At 71.4% G+C, this 15,293-nt stretch carries 16 protein-coding genes; 11 read left to right on the top strand and 5 right to left on the bottom strand.

The window, feature by feature from the left end:
- Positions 1–412: 412 nt before the first annotated feature.
- Entirely contained in the window at positions 413–1,378 is a 966-nt protein-coding gene (locus tag G3I65_RS51460; protein WP_160703283.1) for a YafY family protein, read from the bottom strand.
- A 92-nt stretch (positions 1,379–1,470) separates the two neighbouring features.
- Between G3I65_RS51460 and G3I65_RS51455 the strand changes: the two genes are divergently transcribed.
- From G3I65_RS51455 to G3I65_RS51445, 3 genes are all read left to right on the top strand, one after another.
- Positions 1,471–1,866 (top strand): RidA family protein, encoded by a 396-nt coding sequence (locus tag G3I65_RS51455; RefSeq protein ID WP_160703284.1) that lies wholly within the window; start codon positions 1,471–1,473, stop codon positions 1,864–1,866.
- 81 nt (positions 1,867–1,947) lie between these two features.
- On the top strand, positions 1,948–3,492 hold the full coding sequence (locus tag G3I65_RS51450; RefSeq protein WP_160703281.1) for a long-chain fatty acid--CoA ligase: 1,545 nt from the start codon (positions 1,948–1,950) through the stop codon (positions 3,490–3,492).
- Entirely contained in the window at positions 3,492–4,037 is a 546-nt protein-coding gene (locus G3I65_RS51445) for a TetR/AcrR family transcriptional regulator (protein WP_160703279.1), read from the top strand. The genes G3I65_RS51450 and G3I65_RS51445 overlap by 1 nt, the downstream gene beginning before the upstream one ends.
- 43 nt (positions 4,038–4,080) lie before the next feature.
- Here the strand turns inward: G3I65_RS51445 and G3I65_RS51440 are convergent, their stop codons facing one another.
- The gene (locus tag G3I65_RS51440) at positions 4,081–4,476 is read right to left on the bottom strand and encodes a TIGR03618 family F420-dependent PPOX class oxidoreductase (protein ID WP_160703277.1); all 396 of its coding nucleotides are present in this window, start codon (positions 4,474–4,476) and stop codon (positions 4,081–4,083) included.
- A 155-nt stretch (positions 4,477–4,631) separates the two neighbouring features.
- Between G3I65_RS51440 and G3I65_RS51435 the strand changes: the two genes are divergently transcribed.
- The gene (locus G3I65_RS51435) at positions 4,632–5,837 is read left to right on the top strand and encodes a glycosyl hydrolase family 8 (RefSeq protein WP_160703275.1); all 1,206 of its coding nucleotides are present in this window, start codon (positions 4,632–4,634) and stop codon (positions 5,835–5,837) included.
- Between the two features lie 110 nt (positions 5,838–5,947).
- A complete protein-coding gene (locus tag G3I65_RS51430; protein WP_160703273.1) occupies positions 5,948–6,379 on the top strand; it encodes an NADAR family protein in 432 nt (143 codons plus the stop codon).
- Here the strand turns inward: G3I65_RS51430 and G3I65_RS51425 are convergent.
- On the bottom strand, positions 6,340–7,323 hold the full coding sequence (locus G3I65_RS51425) for a Gfo/Idh/MocA family protein (RefSeq protein ID WP_160703271.1): 984 nt from the start codon (positions 7,321–7,323) through the stop codon (positions 6,340–6,342). The two genes, G3I65_RS51430 and G3I65_RS51425, sit on opposite strands and share 40 nt — an antisense overlap.
- A gap of 96 nt (positions 7,324–7,419) precedes the next feature.
- On the opposite strand from G3I65_RS51425, the gene G3I65_RS51420 reads away from it, so the two are divergent.
- The 5 genes from G3I65_RS51420 to G3I65_RS51400 are packed head-to-tail and all read left to right on the top strand — an operon-like array spanning position 7,420 to position 12,129.
- Positions 7,420–8,367: an ABC transporter substrate-binding protein gene (locus tag G3I65_RS51420; RefSeq protein ID WP_160703269.1), complete on the top strand. Its 948-nt coding sequence runs from the start codon at positions 7,420–7,422 to the stop codon at positions 8,365–8,367.
- On the top strand, positions 8,354–9,232 hold the full coding sequence (locus tag G3I65_RS51415) for an amino acid ABC transporter permease (RefSeq protein WP_160703267.1): 879 nt from the start codon (positions 8,354–8,356) through the stop codon (positions 9,230–9,232). The genes G3I65_RS51420 and G3I65_RS51415 overlap by 14 nt, the downstream gene beginning before the upstream one ends.
- On the top strand, positions 9,225–9,992 hold the full coding sequence (locus G3I65_RS51410; protein ID WP_160703265.1) for an amino acid ABC transporter ATP-binding protein: 768 nt from the start codon (positions 9,225–9,227) through the stop codon (positions 9,990–9,992). Before G3I65_RS51415 ends, G3I65_RS51410 begins: the two co-directional genes overlap by 8 nt.
- Positions 9,989–11,707 (top strand): aminotransferase class V-fold PLP-dependent enzyme, encoded by a 1,719-nt coding sequence (locus tag G3I65_RS51405; protein WP_160703263.1) that lies wholly within the window; start codon positions 9,989–9,991, stop codon positions 11,705–11,707. Before G3I65_RS51410 ends, G3I65_RS51405 begins: the two co-directional genes overlap by 4 nt.
- Positions 11,708–11,751: 44 nt before the next feature.
- On the top strand, positions 11,752–12,129 hold the full coding sequence (locus tag G3I65_RS51400; RefSeq protein WP_160703261.1) for a hypothetical protein: 378 nt from the start codon (positions 11,752–11,754) through the stop codon (positions 12,127–12,129).
- On the opposite strand, the gene G3I65_RS51395 is transcribed toward G3I65_RS51400, so the two are convergent.
- Together G3I65_RS51395 and G3I65_RS51390 are read right to left on the bottom strand one after the other, a co-directional pair.
- Complete coding sequence (locus tag G3I65_RS51395; protein WP_160703259.1) at positions 12,126–12,482, bottom strand: hypothetical protein; 357 nt, start codon at positions 12,480–12,482, stop codon at positions 12,126–12,128. The two genes, G3I65_RS51400 and G3I65_RS51395, sit on opposite strands and share 4 nt — an antisense overlap.
- Complete coding sequence (locus G3I65_RS51390) at positions 12,479–13,654, bottom strand: macrolide family glycosyltransferase (RefSeq protein WP_160703257.1); 1,176 nt, start codon at positions 13,652–13,654, stop codon at positions 12,479–12,481. Before G3I65_RS51390 ends, G3I65_RS51395 begins: the two co-directional genes overlap by 4 nt.
- 144 nt (positions 13,655–13,798) lie before the next feature.
- On the opposite strand from G3I65_RS51390, the gene G3I65_RS51385 reads away from it, so the two are divergent.
- Positions 13,799–15,293, top strand: a 1,495-nt coding sequence (locus tag G3I65_RS51385; RefSeq protein ID WP_160703255.1) for an alpha/beta hydrolase, incomplete at its 3' end; no start/stop codon positions are given.

The following is a 15,293-nucleotide window of genomic DNA, read 5'->3' as shown; positions in this document are numbered from 1 at the left end:
CTGGCTCGGCGACGGCCGCCCGGGGTTGGCTACGGCCGCTCAGCTCGGCTAACGCTCGCCCGGCTCGGCGACGGCCGCCTGGCTCGGCGACGGCCGCCCGGGGTTGGCTACGGCCGCTCAGCTCGGCTAACGCTCGCCCGGCTCGGCGACGGCCGCCTGGCTCGGCGACGGCCGCCCGGGGTTGGCTACGGCCGCTCAGCTCGGCTAACGCTCGCCCGGCCCGGCGATGCCCGCCTGGCTCGGCGACGCCCGCCCGGGTCGGCGACGGCCGCTCGGCTCGGCCTGAGCGGCTCAGCGATGCGCCCCAAGGCGGCCTTGGTTGCGTCTTGCGCACCGAAGGCCGCCTTGGTTGCGTCAGACGCACCGAAGGCCACATTGGGGCGCTCGTGCCGAGCGGCCCGGCATGGCTCGCCTAGTCCGCGTAACGGGCGGCGATCGCGGCCGCCCGGTCGCGCAACACCGCGCGTAACCATTGCGGCGTAAGGACTTCCGCGGCCACGCCGAGCTGCCACAGCGCCCACTCCGCGTGCCGGGCGTCCTGGAACGTCATCGACAGCCGCGGCCAGCCCTCCCCGTCGGCCGACTCGGTGACCGTCAGCGCGGTAGCCAGCAGGTCCGCTCGCCGCGCGGGGTCGACCCGGGCCTGCACCGTCACCTGGTCGCCGCCGGTGCGGAAGCGCGTGGTGCGCTCCTGCCACGCCCGCTCCAGGTCGACGTGCTCCGCTCGCCGCGCCGGCTCGGGGAGGGACTCGGCGGCCAGGACCCGGGACAGGCGGTACGTGCGGTCGGCGCCCGATCTCGTGGCCAGCAGGTAGCCCTGGCCGCGGACGGTGACCAGGCCGATCGGGTCCACCGTGCGCCACTCCGGGGTGCTGTCCGCGGCCGCGTAGTGGAGGCGCAGGCGGTGCCCGGTCAGCACTGCGCGGCGGATCTCGGCCGCGATCTCGGCCGGGACGTCGTCGGCGGGCACGCGGCGGGCCAGGAGGTCGGTCTCCGGGTCGACGAGCAGGCGTTCGGCCACGCCGGTCGCGGCCGCGCGCTGGCTTTCCGGCAGGGCGTCGACCACCTTGAGCATCGCCGAAGCGAGCGCCGGACCGAGGCCGAACGCCTGCGCGCCGGGGCGGGCGCCGGCGATCAGCAGGGCGAGGGCCTCGTCGTGGTTCAGGCCGGTGAGCTCGGTGTGGAACCCGGGCAGCAGCTCGAAGCCGCCGTGGCGGCCGCGTTCGGCGTAGACCGGGACGCCCGCCGCCGACAGCGCCTCGATGTCGCGCAGCACCGTGCGGGTCGAGACCTCCAGCTCGCGCGCGAGGGTCGCCGCGGACAACCGGCCGCGCCGGCGCAGCAGCAGCACCAGCGAGACCAGCCGGTCGGCGCGCACGCCGGAACCGTAGCCGAATACACGACAAGAGGTGTCGTGATTCGTTGCGAAGCTCTCCTCACTGTCGATCAACGGATGGAGCTGAAGTGGCTGTGCGGCGAACCGCGGTCAACCCGTGGAACTGGTCGGTCGAACTGGGGTACCACCAGGGTGAACTCGTCTCCGGGCAGACCCGGACCCTGTACTGCGCGGGCCAGACCGCGATGAACGCCGACGGCGAGCCCCAGCACGCCGGTGACCTGGCCGCGCAGCTGGCGCTGAGCCTCGACAACCTCGAGGCCGTCCTCGGCGAGGCCGGGATGTCACTGGCCGACCTCGTCCGGCTGACCGTCTACACGACCGACGTCGACCTGCTCTTCCAGCACTACGGCGTGCTCGTCGGGCGGCTGGCCGCGGCCGGGGTCGCGCCGGCCACGACGGTGCTCGGCGTCACGCGGTTGGCGATTCCCCCGCTGCTGGTCGAACTGGAAGGGACTGCCGTCGCCTGAACAGCCCGGTATTGACGGACGGAGGGCCGCGGCGCACCATAGACCGGTCTATGGTCCAGCGCCGGCCGGAGGGAACCCGCCATGCCCCACGACGTCCGCCCCCGGGTCCGGCTCTTCGGCGAGCTCCTGGCGCATTGGGCGCGGGAACGCCCGGACGGCACCGCGCTGCGCTTCGGTGACCGGTCGTGGACGTGGGCGGAGTTCGACGAGCGCGTCAGGCGGCTGTCGGGCGCGCTCGCGGGCGCCGGGGTCGGCCGGGGCGATCGCGTCGCGTTCGTCGACAAGAACCACCCCGCCTGCCTGGAGACGACGTTCGCCGCGGCCGGGCTCGGCGCCGCGAACGCCGTGGTCAACTGGCGGCTCTCCGGCGACGAACTCGCTTACGTGCTCAAGGATTCCGGCGCGAAGGTAGTCTTCGTCGGCGCCGAGCTGCGGCCGGCGCTCGACGCGGTCCGCGACCGGCTGCCCGCGCTCGAGCGCGTGGTCGTCGTCGGCGGGGAGGACGACGAGTACGAAGCCTTCCTGGCCGCCGCCGAGCCGCGCGCCGCGTCCGATGTGGACGAAGACGCCGGCGTGCTGATCATGTACACCAGTGGTACCACGGGTTTCCCGAAGGGTGCCGTGCTGACCCACCGCAGCGTCCTCGCCCACGGCCTCGCCGCCGGCACGGCGTTCCCGATCAGCCCCGGTGACGTCAACCTCGTCGCGATGCCGCTGTTCCACGTCGGCGGCAGCTGCTACGCGGTTTCCGGGTTCCTCTACGGCGAACCTTCCTACCTCACACGGGAACCCGACGCGGCGTCGCTGTTCGCCGCGCTGAAAGCCGGGATCACGCACGCTTTCCTGGTGCCCGCCGTCGTGGCCGGGATCGCGCAGGCCGGGGAAGACGCGCTCAAGGCGTTCTCCCGCTTGAAGTACCTCTGCTACGGCGCGTCGCCGATGCCGCTCCCGTTGCTGCGCACCGTGCTCGCCGCCTGGCCCGACGTCAAGTTCGCGCAGGTGTACGGCATGACCGAGCTGTCCGGCGCGGTCACCGCCCTGGACGCGGAGGCGCACCGCGACGCGTCCCGCCCCGAGCGGCTGGCCTCTGCGGGCACCGCACTGTCCGGAGTGGACATCCGGATCGTCGACCCGGTGACGGCCGAGGACGCCGCGGTCGGGGAGGTCTGGGTCCGCACCGACCAGCGGATGGCGGGCTACCTCGGCAAGCCCGAGGCCACCGCCGAGACCATTGTGGACGGCTGGGTGCGCACCGGCGACGTCGGGCGGCTCGACGACGGCGGGTTCCTGTTCCTCGAGGACCGCGTCAAGGACATGATCATCACCGGTGGTGAGAACGTCTACTCGCCCGAAGTCGAGCGCGTGGTGGCGGAGTTCCCCGGCGTCGCCGAGGTGGCCGTGATCGGCATCCCGGACGAGCGGTGGGGCGAGCAGGTCAAGGCCGTCGTCGCCGGCGACCAGCTCGACGCCGACAAGCTCATGGAGTTCTGCCGCGAGCGCCTCGCCCACTACAAGTGCCCGCGCAGCGTCGACGTCGTGGAAGCCTTGCCGCGCAACGCGACCGGCAAGATCCTCAAGCGCTCGTTGCGCGAGCCGTACTGGCGGGACCGGGACCGGAACGTCTGATGCCGCCGGTCACGCGGGACGCGTACTTCGCGGCCGCGCTGGACGTGCTGGCCGAGCACGGGTTCACCGAGCTGAACGTCGGCAGGCTGTGCCGCGGCCTCGGCGTCACGAGCGGGTCGTTCTACCACCACTTCGGCGGCTGGCCGGGGTTCGTGGAGCAGCTGCTCGACCACTGGGAACAGCGGCAGGTGCGCATCCTGCGCGAACGGAACTTCGGCCGCGGCGGCCCGTCGGCGGACTTCACCGCGCTGATGGACCTGACGCTCGGGCTGCCGCACGAGGCCGAGGCGGCCATCCGGGCGTGGGCGGCGAACGACGAAACCGTGCGGGCGGCGCAGAAGCGCGTCGACTCCGCGCGGGTGCGGACGGTCGGCAAGGCGGTCAAGGGCATCGTCGGCGACGGCGCCCTCGCGCGGACGCTGACCTCGCTGGGCATGGCGTTGCTGGTGGGCCACCAGCAGCTGGCCTCGGCGGGGGAGCACAGCGAACTGGCCACCCTGCTGGCGGAGTACACGCGGCTGGTGCACTCGCGCGCGGGGTCGTGAGTGTTTGGTCGGGTTAGAACCCGACTGAACACTCACGACGCGGTCAAGCGTTGCCGAGCACCCGGGTCACGGCGATCTCCAGGACGACCCGCTGGGGGTTCGGCTTGGGCTGGCGGTACCGGGCGGCGTAGCGGTTTTCGGCGTCGCGCACCGACTCCGGGTCGTCGCGCAGCACCGCGCGGCCCTCCAAAGTGGACCACTTCGGCCCTTCCAGCTGGCAGACCGCGACCGGGACGCCCTCGGTGCCCGCGGCCCGGATCAGCCGCGCCTTGACCGAGCCGGCGAAGGTGATCACGCGGGCGAGGCCGGCCTCGAAGTCCACCGTGACGCCGACCGCGACGACGTGCGGCGTGCCGTCGGGCCGGACCGTGGTGAGGGTGGCCAGCCGGCGCTCGGTCCAGAACGCCCGGAAGCCGGGGCCGCGGTCGTCGATCTTCATGGGTCCACGCTAGTCCGTCCGGGTGGCCGGGGTCGCCGTGAGACCACTCACGGTCATAGTAAGGAAAGTTTCCTAACAGTCTTGACCGGATCTTGAACCTTCTGTCACGCTCACATCGCCGTCGCCGCAGCCAACGATGCCTTTACGGAGGAGCGATGAAGAGAATCGTCCGGGCGGTGGTGGCTTCGGCCGCGCTGGCCGCCGGGCTGCTGAGCGTGCCGACGACCGCGTCCGCCGCGGGCACCCCGTACGTGCCGGGCACGCTGCGGCCGTCCGTCTCGCAGGCCACGCAGGACGCCGCGCTGCAGAAGTACTACGACTTCTGGAAGCAGAACTTCCTGACCACCAAGTGCGGCAGCGGCACCTACGCCGTGCTGTCGAAGGACGCCGACCCCTCCTTCGTCGCCGAGGGCGAGGGCTACGGGATGACGATCTCGGCGATGATGGCGGGCAAGGACTCGCAGGCGCGCTCGATCGTCGACGGGATCCTGAAGTTCGTGAAGGCGCACCCGTCGGTCAACAACAAGGACCTGCACGCGGCCGAGCAGGATGCGAACTGCAAGAGCGTCAACGGCAGCGACTCCGCGACCGACGGCGACCTCGAAATCGCCTACGGCCTGCTGATCGCGGACCAGAAGTGGGGCAGCGCGGGCGCGGTCAACTACAAGGCCGAAGCCGTCCGGATCATCAACGCGATCAAGAAGAGCGAGGTCAACGGGACCACGAAGTTCACGCTCCTCGGCGACTGGGGCAACGACGCGGAGTACAAGAACAGCTCGCGCTCGTCGGACTGGATGCCCGGCCACCTGCGCGCCTTCGCGAAGGCGACCGGCGACAGCTTCTGGGACTCGGTCCGGACCCGCTCCGAGACCGCGGTGAGCCAGCTGCAGTCGCAGTACGCGCCGAACACGGGCCTGCTGCCGGACTTCGTGGTCAGCACGAACACGACCCCGAAGCCGGCGCCGGCAAACTTCCTGGAAGGCGCGTACGACGGCAAGTACAGCTGGAACGCCTGCCGTGACCCGTGGCGCCTCGGCGTGGACGCGATCACCGCCCCGAACAGCGCGGCGGCCGCGCAGGTCCGCAAGATGACGACGTGGATCAAGTCCGCCACGGGCGGCGACCCGGCGAAGATTCAGAGCGGCTACTCGCTGTCGGGCTCGAAGACCGAAAGCGGCCAGCACCCGTGCTTCACCGCCCCGTTCGCGGTGGCGGCGATGGCGGACCCGGGCAGCCAGGCCTGGCTGGACAAGCTGTGGACGGCGGTCTCGTCGTGGTCCCCGGACTCGACGGACTACTACGGGACGGGCATCACGATCCAGGTCCTGCTGATCCTGAGCGGCAACTACGTGGCCGCGTAGCGTGGTTCGTCCCGCACCCGGAATCCGGGTGCGGGACGGCACCGTCGTGGGTGAGACTGGCGGCATGACCGGTCACCCGCTGCTTCAGCCAGTGGTGGCCGTCGCCGTTCGTGCTCGACGGCGTCCGGTTCGCCACCGCCGAGCACTACATGATGTGGCGCAAGGCGCTGCTGTTCGGTGACGAAGAAGTGGCCGCGCAGGTGCTGACTGCGATGCACCCGAAGCAGGCCAAGGACTTCGGCCGCCGGGTGCGCGGGTTCGACGAAGCGGTTTGGGTGGCCCGCCGCCGCGAGATCGTGGTCGACGGCAACGCCGCGAAGTTCGCACAGCACCCCGCGCTCGGCGACTACCTGGCCGGGACCGGCGAGCGGGTGCTCGTCGAAGCGAGCCCGGTCGACCGGGTCTGGGGCGTCGGCCTCGCCGCCGACGACCCGCGCGCCGGGAAGCCTCGCGCGTGGCGGGGCCTCAACCTCCTCGGGTTCGCCCTCGCGGACGTCCGGGCTCAGCTCGGTTCGCGGACCGGCAGGCCGGCGGCGCGGTAGATCTCGTCGATCACCGTCATCGTCTCCACCGCGTCCGCCGCCGACGTCCGAACCGGGGCGCCGTCCAGGACCGCCGCCGCGAACGCGTCCAGCTGGTAGGCGTACGTCGCCCGGCGGGGGAACTTCTCCGTGCGGCGGACGCCGTCCACCTGGACCGACATCCGGTGGTACGCCTGGGGCATCAGCGGGTTGACCACGCTGATCGAGCCCCGCGACCCCGTCACCTTCGCGCTGATGTTCAGCAGGGACGACGACCACATCGAGCACGTCACCCGGCCCGTGTGGCCCGAGGGAAAGCGCACCTCCGCCGTCATCGCGCGGTCGACCCGCGGTGATCGCAGGCGAGCCGTTGCCGAGACCACCGAAGGGGTTTCGCCGCCGAACGCGCGGGCCATGTGGACCGCGTAGCAGCCGGCGTCCATCGTGGCGCCGCCCGCCAGCCCGTAGTCGTAGCGGATGTCCGAGAACTTCGGCAGCGGGAAGCACACCGCCGTCTCGACGCGCTCCAGCGTGCCCAGCTCGCCCGACGCGACGATCTCCTCGACCCGCAGCGCCAGCGGGTGGTAGCGGTAGTGGAACGCCTCCATCACGACGCGGTCCGACGACGAAGCCAGCGAAGCGATCTCCCGGGCCTCCGCCGCGTTCGCCGTGAACGGCTTCTCGCACAGCACGTGCTTGCCCGCCTCCAGCGCCGCCCGCGTCCACTTGCCGTGGAGGCCGTTCGGCAGCGGGTTGTACACCGCGTCGATCTCCGGATCCGCCAGCAGCTCGTCGTAGGACCCGTACGCGGCCGGGATCCGATGCCGCGTGGCAAACGTTTGCGCGCGCTCGAGGGAGCGGGCCGCGACGGCGCCGACCGAGACCGAAGAGTGCGAAGAAGCGGGCTTGACCAGGGCGGTGGGAGCGATTCGGGCCGCACCCAGGATGCCGATCCGCAGGCTCATCCGCGCAAGTTAGCACCGAGGCAAATTTCAACAGCCAGTTGACCTCTTCAACAACGGGTTGTACCGTTCCGGCCAGCCGAACAGTGGAGGTCCGTTATGTCCCGTTCACGTGCCGCACAGGCGGTGTTGCTCGCGAGCCTGGCCGTCCTGGTGACCGCCTGCGGTGGGGGCCCCGACGGCGCGGGCGGGACGTCGCAGGCCGCCGGCGCGCCCGCGTCCGGCATCCCGGACACCGCCGCGATCGTCCAGGGCGTGCAGAAGGACGCCCAGCTCAACGCGGCCCTGCCGGCCAACGTCAAGTCCGCGGGCCTGCGCCTGGCGTCGAACCTGCAGTCCGCGCCCAACAACTTCTACGCCGCCGACGGCAAGACCCCGATCGGCTACGAAGTCGACCTCGCCAAGGCGATCGCCGCCAAGCTCGGCGTCACGGTGGCCCACCAGGACATGGCGTTCGGCTCGCTGATCACCAGCCTCCAGTCCGGCCGCATCGACCTGACCATGGCCGGCATGAACGACACCAAGGCCCGCCAGGCGCAGATCGACTTCGTCGACTACTTCACCTCGGGCATCACGATCATGATCCGCAAGGGCAACCCGGACGGCATCACCGGCCCGGACACGCTGTGCGGCAAGAACGTCGCCGTCGTGCAGGGCACCAGCCACCAGAAGTTCGCCGAGGCGCAGAGCGCCAAGTGCACGCAAGCCGGCAAGCCCGCGGTGAACGTCACCGCGACCGACAGCGACAACCAGAACCAGAACCAGCTGCGCACCGGCCGCGTCGCCGCGATCCTCAACGACCTCCCCAGCGCCGTCTACATCTCGCGCACCGCGGGCGACGGCAAGTTCTTCGAGGTCGTCCCGGGCGAGCCGATCGAGGGCGGGCCGTACGGCATCGGCGTCAACAAGGCCAACACGGCGTTGCGCGACTCCGTGCAGAAGGCCCTGCAGGCCCTGATCGCCGACGGCACCTACGGCAAGATCCTGCAGGCCTGGGGCGTCGAGCAGGGCGCGATCGAGGAGGCCGCGGTCAATGGCGGGTCCTGAACCGCTCCCGATCGTCCGGCTCCGGCACTGGGGCCGGTGGGTCGCCGCCGCGATCATCCTCGCGCTGCTCGTGCTGCTGGGCATCGCGCTCGGCAACGCGCAGATCGAGTGGAACCAGGTCCCGGACTTCGTGTTCTACAAGGTGATGGCGACCGGCCTGCTCAACACCGTCGTCCTCGCCGTGCTGTCCCAGGCCGTCGCGATCGTGCTCGGCGTCGTCATCGCCCTGCTGCGCCGCAGCGCCAACCCGGTCGCCCGGTGGTTCGCCGCCGGCTACATCTGGATCTTCCGCGGTCTGCCCGTGCTGCTGCAGATCCTCCTTTGGTACAACCTGGCGCTGGTCTTCCCGGTGATCGACATCCCGTTCCTCGTCCACGAGCAGACGAACGTGCTGATCAGCGCGTTCACCGCGGCGTTCCTCGGCCTGGCGCTCAACGAAAGCGCGTACATGGCCGAGATCGTGCGAGCGGGGCTGAACAGCGTCGACAGCGGACAGACCGAGGCGGCGAAGTCGATCGGCATGACGCCGGCCGCGACGCTGCGCCGGGTCGTGCTGCCGCAGGCGATGCGCGTGATCATCCCGCCCACCGGCAACGACTTCATCAACATGCTCAAGGGCACGTCGATGGCGTCGGTGATCGGCGTGACCGAGCTGATCCACGCGGCCAACAACATCTCGTCCAACAACCTGCTGGTGATGGAGACGCTGCTCGCCGCGGCCGTCTGGTACATGGTGGTGGTGACCGTCGCCGGCGTCGGCCAGCACTACCTGGAACGCTCGTTCGGGCAGGCCGACCGCGGACCTCTTGCCCGCGCGGGCAAGGCGTTGCGCGGCGTGCCGCTGGTGAGGAGTGCCCGTGTCTGAGCCACTGCTGCGCGCCGTCGGCGTCCGGAAGTCCTACGGCCACACCGAAGTCCTCGGCGGCATCGACCTCGAAGTCCGCAAGGGGCAGGTCGTCTGCCTGCTCGGGCCGTCGGGCGCCGGGAAGAGCACGTTCCTGCGCTGCATCAACCACCTGGAGACGATCGACGCCGGCCAGATCTGGGTCGACGGCGAGCCGATCGGCTTCCGGCAGCGCGGCGGGAAGCTGTACGAACTGCGCGAACGCGAGGTGGCGCGCCAACGGCGTGACATCGGCATGGTGTTCCAGCGGTTCAACCTCTTCGCGCACCGGACGGCGCTGGAGAACGTCGTCGAGGGCCCGATCCGGGTGCTCGGCCTGAAGCCCGAAGACGCGCGGAAGCAGGGGCTCGAGCTGCTCGACCGCGTCGGGCTCGCGCACCGCGCCGACGCGTACCCGGCGCAGCTGTCCGGCGGGCAGCAGCAGCGCGTGGCGATCGCGCGGTCGCTGGCGATGAAGCCGAAGCTGATGCTGTTCGACGAGCCGACGTCGGCGCTGGACCCGGAGCTGGTCGGCGAGGTGCTGGAAGTGATGAGTACGTTGGCGGGGGAGGGGATGACGATGGTCGTCGTGACGCACGAGATGAGCTTCGCCGCGGAGGCCGCCGACGAGGTGGTGTTCCTGGCCGACGGCGCCGTCGTCGAGACCGGGCCACCCAGCGAGGTCCTCAGCGCGCCGAAGCACGAGCGGACCCGGCAGTTCCTGGCGAGGATCCTCGCGTGACGCGGATTTCGCCCCGGTACCTGCTCCAGTTCGACGAGCCCGCCGGGTACCTCGACTTCGCCCGGTTCGGCCCGCCGTCGCACGCGGTGCTCGACACGACCGCCGCCCTGCTGCACCAGGCCACCACGGCCGGTCCGTCCACTGTGGACGAGCTGATGCGGCAGGAGGTCCGCGCCAAGGCGGCCGCGGCGCGGCTGTCCGGTTCGGACACCGACCACACCGTGCTGCTCCCGCACACCAGCCTCGGGCTGTTCCAGGCGGCGTTCCACAGCTCGGGCGAGGTGCTGGTCTCGGCGTCGGAGTTCCCGGCCAACACGTACCCGTGGGCCCGCGCCGAGCAGGCCGGACGACTTCGGGTTCGGCGGCTGACCAGCGGCTATGTGACGCCCGAGCGGGTCGCCGAGGCGTTGACGCCGGAAATCACGACGGTGAGCGTCAGCGCGGTCGACTTCCGCACCGGCTTCCGCGCCGACCTGGCCGCGCTGCGCGACGTCGTCGGCGACCGGCTGCTCGTCGTCGACGGCATCCAGGGCTTCGGCGTGATCGAGGCGCCGTGGGAGGTCGCCGACGTGCTGGTCGTCGGCGGGCAGAAGTGGCTGCGCGCGGGCTGGGGCACCGGCTTCGCGGTGCTGTCGGACAACGCGTTGGAACGGATGGACCCGGTGCTGTCGGGCTGGACCGGCGCGCGCGACCCCGGCCTGTTCGACGACGAGATCCACGCGCCCGACGCCACCGCGCAGGCGTGGTCGATCTCCAACCTCAGCCCGATCACGTCCGGCGCGTTCGCCGAGGCCCTCGAACTGGTCGAGGACGCCGGGGTGCCCGCCATCGCGGCGCGGATCGCCGAGCGGATCGGCTCGTTCGAGGACGTGCTGGCCTCGTGCGGCGCCGAAGTGGTGTCCGCGGTGGACCGGCGGGCGGGGATCCTGGCGTTCACGCTGCCCGGGCACCCCGCCGAGCAGGTCGGCGCGGCGCTGGCCAACGCCGGGATCGCGGCGACCGTGCGGCCCGAGCACGTCCGCCTGTCGCCGCACGCCTCGACCCCGGCGGCCGCGGCGGACCTGCTGCGCTCCGCGTTGGAGACGTTGACGAAGCCACGGGAACCGCTGGTCGTCCCGGCCGCGGGCGCGACGACGCACGAAGTGCTCACCGCGCTGGTGCCGGCGATCCCGGGGCTCGCGGCGATGCTGGGACCGGGCAACGAAGTGCTGCTGCACGACCTGAGCCGGCTGCCGGACTCGATCGTCGCCATCGCCGGCGACCTGACCGGCCGCAGCGTCGGCGGCCCGATGACCGACCTGCTGCTCGGCTTGGTCCGCCGTGGCACCACGCAGGACCTGACGAACTACCGCACGCACGGCCCGGACGGTCGCGCGATCCGGTCGTCGACGCTGTTCCTGCGTGACGCCGACGGGGTCGCGGTCGGCTGCCTGTGCGTCAACAGCGTGGACGCGTCGGCTTCGACAGGCGGCAACGGCGAGCCGGAAACTTTCCCCCCGGACGTCGACAGCCTGCAGCGGTTCCTCGTCGACCGGGCGGTCACCAAGGCCGGGATCCCGGTGGACCTGATGAAGAAGCGGCACAAGGCCGCGGTGGTCCGCGAACTCGACGAAGCCGGTTATTTCCTGATCAAGGACGCGGTCGACCACCTGGCCGGCCGGCTCGACGTCACGCGCTACACGATCTACAACTACCTCAACGAAATCCGTGCCTGATCGGGGCCTTGCCCGTACGCGTTCCGCAGCGGACCATGGCGCGCATGACCGAACCGGACACGCGCGCGCTGCTGCGCCTCGAACCGGAGGGCGGCGCTGACGAGGAGGAACTCGACCGCCTCGCCCGCCGGCTGCGCGCCGAGCTGGGCGAGCTGGACGTCGACCTGCTGTCGGCACCCGGCGAACTCCCGCCGGGCGCGAAAGCCGCGGACCCGGTGACGATCGGTTCGCTGGTGGTGGCGTTCAGCGCGGCGGGCGGCGTGTTCCCGGGTCTGGTGGAGACGCTGAAGGAGTGGCTGGGCCGGCAGGCGGGCAAGCACAAGATCAAGGTGACGATCGACGGGGACACCGTCGAGCTGGAGCGGGCGACGTCGGCGGAGCGGGAGCAGCTGATCGACGCCTTCGTCCGGCGGCACGCCTAGTAGCCGCCGATCCGGCAGTGCCAGCCGGTCTTGGTGTCGGTCCAGCAAGCTTCGCCGCCGAGCACCGCCGGGACGGCGGGCCGCGCGGTCCCGGGCACCGGGGGCAGGCCGACGCGGAGGTTGTCGGCCACGAAGTCCTGGAACCGGTCGGCGAGGTCGCACAGCGCGAGAGCCGGGCTGTCCCGACGCGTCGCGAAGCCGAAGGCGGTTCCGTCGGCCGCGGTCACCAGGACCCGGTACGCGCCCTCGACGGCCGAAATCGACCACGTCACCGCGCCGATCCAGGCGGCGGATTCGCGGTCCGGCGCACTGGCGGCGAAGTCGCGGACCACGCGGTCCGGGCTGACCATCACGGCGCCAAGAACGATTCCACGGCGGCCGCAGCCGTCTCGAGGCCGCCGTGGCCGCGGATTTCCGCCTTCAGCTCCGCCAGCCGGGCCGCCACCGCGGCCGACGACGCGACCTCGTCCACCGCCGCCCGCAACGACTCCGCCGTCACCGATTCGGCGGGCAGGTAGCGTCCCACGCCCAGCGCCGCCAGCTGCGCCGCGTTGCCGAACTGGTCCGCGGCCTGCGGGATCGCCACCGTCGGCACCCCGAACCACAACGCCTCCGTCGCCCCGCCCATCCCCGCGTGGGTCACGAACGCCGACGCCGCTTCGAGGACCGCCAGCTGTGGCACGCTTTCGTGCACCTCCACCGAGTCCGGCAGCGGGCCGAGGTCCGCCGGGGAGACGTGCTTCCCCAGCGAAATCACCACGTGCCAGTCGCGGGCGAACGCCGAAACGCACGCGCGGTACACGTCGAGCTGGTCGTTGTACGCCGTCCCGAACGACACCAGCAGCACGCGGCGGCCCGACGGCGGCGGCGTCCACGACCGGTCGGCCAGCCGCGCGGGATCCAGGCACGGGCCGACGAACCGGACGTGCGGGCCCACCCGGTCCGCGTGGGGCTGCATGGCGCGCGGGATGAGCGACAGGACGCGCGACGGGTGGCCGATCCACTCCCACGGGTCGGCGGTGATCCCGTTGGCGCGCAACCACGACGCGTACGTCGCCGCGTAGTCCACTCCGGACGGTGACGCCTTGATCGGGCCCAGCACCTCGGCCATGTCCTCGTCGTAGCCCTCCCACGCCACCAGCGTCGGCGACAGCTGCACGGCCGGGACGCCGTAGCGCTCGCCGAGCACCGGGGCGCCCAAGCCGCCGATGTCGTACAGGAGCAGGTCGGGCCGGTCGTCGTCGAACGCCGACGTCAGCCGCGGGTGGATCGCGATCGCTTCGTCGAGGAAGACGCGCATCGCCTCCGCGGGCTCGTCCGGCCACACCGCCGCTTCGCCGAGCGGGAAGATCGTCGGGTGACTGACGACCTCGGCGCCGGTTGGCTCGACCAGCGGCGCCAGCGGCTCGCCGACGACGTAGGACACCCGGTGCCCGCGGCGCACCAGCTCGCCGATCAGGCCCAGCGACGGGTAGACGTGGCTCGGCGCGGTGCAGCCGACCATGGCGATGTGGGTGCGCGGCATGATCATCGACCGTACGGACCGGGAATCGGCCGCGCCATCCGATTTCCGTCTTTAGTAGGGCCCTGCCCCTTCGTACCTGCCCGAAAAGCGCGTCCGGGACTAGGGTTCACCCGCCCGAAGTCGCAGGGGAAAAGGGAGAAAACAGTGAGACGTAGCGTTTTCGCCGCGGTCGCCGCCACCGCGGTGGCGGCCACGCTCGTGGCCGCTCCGGCCGCGAGTGCCGCGCCCGCGAAGGAGGCGTCGATCGCCTGGGGGGCGTGCACCAATCCGACGCTCGTCGCCGCCGGGGCCGAGTGCGGGTTCCTGGGGGTGCCGCTCGACTACCGCAAGCCGCACGGTGAGCAGATCCAGCTGGCCGTCAGCCGGGTCAAGCACAAGGTTCCCGACGCGCAGTACCAGGGCGTCATGCTGACCAACCCCGGCGGGCCCGGCGGGTCCGGCCTGCTGCTGGCCACCCGCGGGCCGCGCGTGCCCAACCACGCCGGGGACGCCTACGACTGGGTCGGCTTCGACCCGCGCGGCGTCGGCTCCAGCAAGCCCGCGCTGAGCTGCGACCCGAACTACATGGACTACAACCGTCCCCAGTACGTGCCGTTCACCCCGCAGCTGGAGAAGACCTGGCTGGACCGCTCCAAGGGGTACGCCGAGGCCTGCGCGAAGAACAACTCCCCGGCCCTGCTGGAGAACATGAAGACGACGGACACGGTCCAGGACATGGACTCCATCCGCCAGGCGCTCGGCCAGAAGCAGCTCAACTTCTACGGCTACTCCTACGGCACCTACCTCGGACAGGTGTACGGCACGCTGTACCCGCGGAACGTGCGCCGGATGGTGCTCGACTCCACGGTCGACCCGCGCGGTGTCTGGTACGGCGACAACCTCAACCAGGACGTCGCCTTCGACCAGAACATCCTCATCTGGTTCGGCTGGCTCGCCCAGCACGACGACGTCTACCACCTCGGCAAGACGCAGTCCGCGGTGCAGCACGTGGTCAACGAGCAACTGCTGAAGGCGCAGTTCAATCCGGCGGGCGGCGTGATCGGCCCGGACGAGATCCTGGACGTCATCCAGCAGGCCAGCTACTACCAGCTGCGGTGGACGCTGCTGGGCGACGCGCTGTCCCGGTTCGTGAACAAGGGTGACTGGCAGAACTGGCAGACGCTGTTCGAGGCCTTCGGCGGCCGCGGCGACGACAACGGCTACGCGGTCTACCTCGCCGTGCAGTGCACCGACGTCCAGTGGCCGCAGAGCTGGAACACCTGGAAGCGCGACAACTGGAAGACCTTCGCGAAGGCGCCGTACTTCACCTGGCAGAACGCCTGGTTCAACGCGCCGTGCCTGTACTGGCCGGCGAAGGCGGGCAAGCCGACCAAGGTCGACGGCCGCGGCGTGCAGAGCGTGCTGATGATCGACGAGACGCTCGACGCGGCGACGCCGTACGAGGGCAGCCTCGAGGTCCGCAGCCGGTTCCCGGGTGCGTCGCTGATCGCGGAGCCGGGCGGCACCAGCCACGCGATCACCCCGCGCGGCAACGCGTGCGTCGACAACAAGATCGCCGACTACCTGGCGACGGGCGCGCTGCCGGCCCGCCAGCCGGGCCGCACGGCCGACGTCGAGTGCGCGCCGCTGCCGCAGCCGA

The organism is Amycolatopsis sp. SID8362 (assembly GCF_010550475.1).
Taxonomy (GTDB): domain Bacteria; phylum Actinomycetota; class Actinomycetes; order Mycobacteriales; family Pseudonocardiaceae; genus Amycolatopsis; species Amycolatopsis eburnea.
The sequence above is the reverse complement of the archived record's forward strand: the minus strand, read 5'-3'. Positions and strand labels throughout refer to the sequence as shown.